This is a genomic window from Flectobacillus sp., assembly GCF_049240685.1.
Classification (GTDB): domain Bacteria; phylum Bacteroidota; class Bacteroidia; order Cytophagales; family Spirosomataceae; genus Flectobacillus.
This window is the reverse complement of sequence record NZ_JBMLSD010000281.1, coordinates 1-3,233: the sequence shown is the minus strand read 5'-3', so window position 1 is coordinate 3,233 and position 3,233 is coordinate 1. Positions and strand designations below refer to the sequence as shown.

Below are 3,233 nucleotides of genomic sequence, written 5' to 3'. Positions count from 1 at the left end.
TTTGCCTAATGCCTAGGGCTTATAGCCTAAAGCGTATTTATTACTTATCTTTTTCCAAAAACTTCACACCACCATAATTGGAGTGAATGACAATTTTGGTTCCTGTACCTTTGCCGATTTTACCTTTATAATTCTTTTGAGGAATAAATCCCATACGTTTTTGAGAATTTTCATCGTCCGGATTAACCGTAAGCGTACACTTGTCTGATGGGTATTTGAAATTGGCATAATTCACTGTAACATCAAAATCTACATTACAATCTGGCGTCACAGGTAATTTTACAGTAGTATAATTGCATTTCAAATCCAAGGATTTGAGTGAATTTGGTAACTCACGAAGTTCTAGTCCATCTGAATAACTAATGAAAATTTTGCCATTTTCTTTAATTGTGCCAATCTTTCCGTTAGAATACTGAAGATTTCCCTCAATTGTATTTACTTGATCTAGCATTACCGAACCAAACATATTGGCTAGTTTGATAAAGTTGGCTTTATCGATATTCAATTTCGAATAAGAGATTTTTAGTTCTGCTTCATCTAATTGCTTGATATTGGCTTTACCATACTGAACATTGATATTCTTTTCATTTCCAGAAAGTCGTTCGCTAACAAAATTGCCATAAGCCGTAACAATAGACAATGGTGCCGAAAACTCTGGTACGTTTGTATTACCATATTTATTCGATACCATAAGAGGATTGCTTTTGGGCATATATACCTGATAGTTAACTTCTACCCCTTGTTTATCGCTATCCGTTTCTTTGCTACCTTTCCAGCTCCAATTATCAAACCAACCGTTTCTGCTTGATGTCTCAGTCGAAATGTCGGTACGCAAAGCAATTTTATTTTTGTTTCTCATTTCAGCAATCTCTACGCCATCCATATATGCTTGAGCTCGCTCGTCGGTGTTGGCATGTGCAATAATGCTTATCTCAATCTTGATTTCGTTGCGATTCCATAAATCAACATTTACATGGCCATGTTGATTATTAATCTGCAAGATATCTTTTGGCTCTACCGAATATATCTTTGTAATTGCTTTTCTTTTTTCTACCAATGCATTGACTTCTGTATTTTCTATTGAAGTGTTGTCTGTTTGGCAGCTAGCGGTGGCATTTGTATTCGAATTAATAGTTATACTAATAACTCGGTTGGTTTTGTTGCTTGCGTATACATTAGTCGAAGCCGATGCACTTGCTCTTCCTTGTTGTGCTTTACTTGAGTAAATAATAAAAACCCCGTAAATGGCAACAAGCACCTTAAATAGTTTGAATCCTTTTTCCATGGCCTTGTTTTGCTTCTTTAACACGTTGAATAATTGATAATTGCTGATTCAAGATATCTAATTGTAATTGTAAATTTTGAATCATCGCTTTCACTAACTCTTCTTGGTTGGGCGTTTGGGGCAGTTCTGCCCTCAAGCTTTGATAGTCCTTGTTAAGTCGTTCGATTTCTGACGAAAACTCTTGATATAAAGCAGGTTCATTATCGGCGATTTGTCGAATTTCGTCTCTTTTGGTTTCGATTAAACTAGCGTAATGCACCATTTGCTGTTTGTATTGGTCGCCAACTTGACCTACTATAACATCAGAGGTATTCGAAGTTTGATTGACATACCAAATCCCAAAAACACCAATAATTACAGCAACACTAGCAGCTACACGCCAATAACGTTGTATTTTAGGAAAAAATGGAATAATGGTATTTTTCTCTACTGGTTGAGCCAAAGCGGTGTCGGCAGGTAATTTTGCTTCCAATTTTTCCCACAAATCCAACGATGGTTCAAGGTTTTCAAATTCATCTCGATGGTCTCGAACAAACCTTTCTAAACGATTTGATGCTTTTTTTGACTGATTCATAAGACTATGACATATCTTTTGTTGAAAAATAAGCTCGACAATCAATTATGCCTTTTTTAGTATTTCTAATAAACGTTTTTTGGCTCTTATATACTGTGTTCTCGAAGTGGATTCTGCTACTTGCAAAATTTCCGCAATTTCTTCATGGTCGTATCCTTCAAAAAGATACAAGCTCAGAACCGTTCTAAAGCCATCGGGAAGCTGATGCATCGCGCGCTGCACCTTAGTTACTTCCCATTCTATTTCCTCGTCATCAAATTGCTCGTCCTCAAAATCATCAGGTACACCATCGATGTCCTGAAAAGCAACTTTACGCTGCCTGAGCTGATTAAGAGCCCGATTGATTACAATTTGTTTGAGCCAAGCACCAAAGGTACTTGTTTGACGAAACTCATGAATTTTGATAAATGCGTCCAAAAATGCCTCTTGCAGTACATCTTCGGCCTCGCCGACATGATTTAGTATCCTGACTGCCACATTGAACATAGACTTTGAGTAGAGACGATAAATCTCATACTGAGCCTTGCGTTCGCCCCTGCGACAAGCCTCCACCAAATGAACATTTCTGTCTATGTATAGCGTTTGTTCCAGCGTATTAAATTGTTATTCGTGAATAAACTTAGTTGGTTGGTTAATCGTCAATCTTCGATAGTCTTAGAGGCTTATTTGCGAATAACAATTAACTGAATTTCATACCAATGAAACAGATTGATAAACTAATGTTGCATGAGAATTAAAAAAATATGATTTTTTTGCAGCATGGAATCTTAACTTTCTAGGAAGAATCACCTAGAAGCTATTTATTGTATTTGAGTTGTTTGATTTCCGCTAAATTTCCAACAATCAATTACCTGATTTTTAACAAAATACAAAGAAAGAGTTTCTCATTAAACTTTACTTTCTTTTATTCAAAATATCATTGTCAATGAATCAAATTATAAAAAATGCCCAATATTGGGTCGAAAAGTTTAAGATGCTCGAACATCCAGAGGGTGGCTACTTTGCCGAAACTTATCGCTCGACCGAAAGTATTCCTCATGAAGCTTTACCAGAAAGATTTAAAGGAAAAAGAGTTTTCTCGACAGGTATTTATTTTTTACTAGAAAATCATCATTTCTCTGCTTTTCATAGAATTGAAGCCGACGAAATGTGGCATTTTTATGCTGGTGGCGCTCTGGATATCTATATGATTAGTCCTGATGGACAACTAGATATCATACATTTGGGGAATAACCCCGACCAAGGGCAAGTATTTCAGGCGGTAGTTCCTGCAGGATATTGGTTTGCATCAAAACCCCAAAAAGAATCGGCTTACTCATTGGTTGGCTGTACAGTGGCGCCAGGTTTTGATTTTGAAGGATTTGAGCTAGCTGA

4 protein-coding genes are annotated in these 3,233 nt (G+C 36.7%); 1 reads left to right on the top strand and 3 read right to left on the bottom strand.

Translation table 11 applies throughout. The features are described 5' to 3' along the window. Positions 1–40 precede the first annotated feature (40 nt). Genes ACOVQ4_RS12965 through ACOVQ4_RS12955 form a run of 3 tightly spaced genes read right to left on the bottom strand, consistent with a single transcriptional unit; the run spans position 41 to position 2,450 of the window. Positions 41–1,285 (bottom strand): hypothetical protein, encoded by a 1,245-nt coding sequence (locus ACOVQ4_RS12965; protein ID WP_421821060.1) that lies wholly within the window; start codon positions 1,283–1,285, stop codon positions 41–43. Continuing rightward, positions 1,260–1,859 carry a hypothetical protein gene (locus tag ACOVQ4_RS12960; RefSeq protein ID WP_421821059.1) on the bottom strand — a complete coding sequence of 200 codons (600 nt, stop codon included), beginning with the start codon at positions 1,857–1,859 and terminating at the stop codon, positions 1,260–1,262. The genes ACOVQ4_RS12965 and ACOVQ4_RS12960 overlap by 26 nt, the downstream gene beginning before the upstream one ends. Before the next feature lie 45 nt (positions 1,860–1,904). Next, positions 1,905–2,450, bottom strand: coding sequence for an RNA polymerase sigma factor (locus tag ACOVQ4_RS12955; protein WP_095160929.1), 546 nt, complete (start codon positions 2,448–2,450; stop codon positions 1,905–1,907). A 334-nt stretch (positions 2,451–2,784) separates the two neighbouring features. On the opposite strand from ACOVQ4_RS12955, the gene ACOVQ4_RS12950 reads away from it, so the two are divergent. Continuing rightward, on the top strand, positions 2,785–3,233 hold a 449-nt coding region (locus ACOVQ4_RS12950; RefSeq protein ID WP_421821058.1), incomplete at its 3' end, for a cupin domain-containing protein.

Excerpts from the sequence above, each read along its gene's own strand:
- ACOVQ4_RS12960 (WP_421821059.1), bottom strand. The coding sequence starts at position 1,859 with ATGAATCAGTCAAAAAAAGCATCAAATCGTTTAGAAAGGTTTGTTCGA.
- ACOVQ4_RS12965 (WP_421821060.1), bottom strand. The coding sequence starts at position 1,285 with ATGGAAAAAGGATTCAAACTATTTAAGGTGCTTGTTGCCATTTACGGG.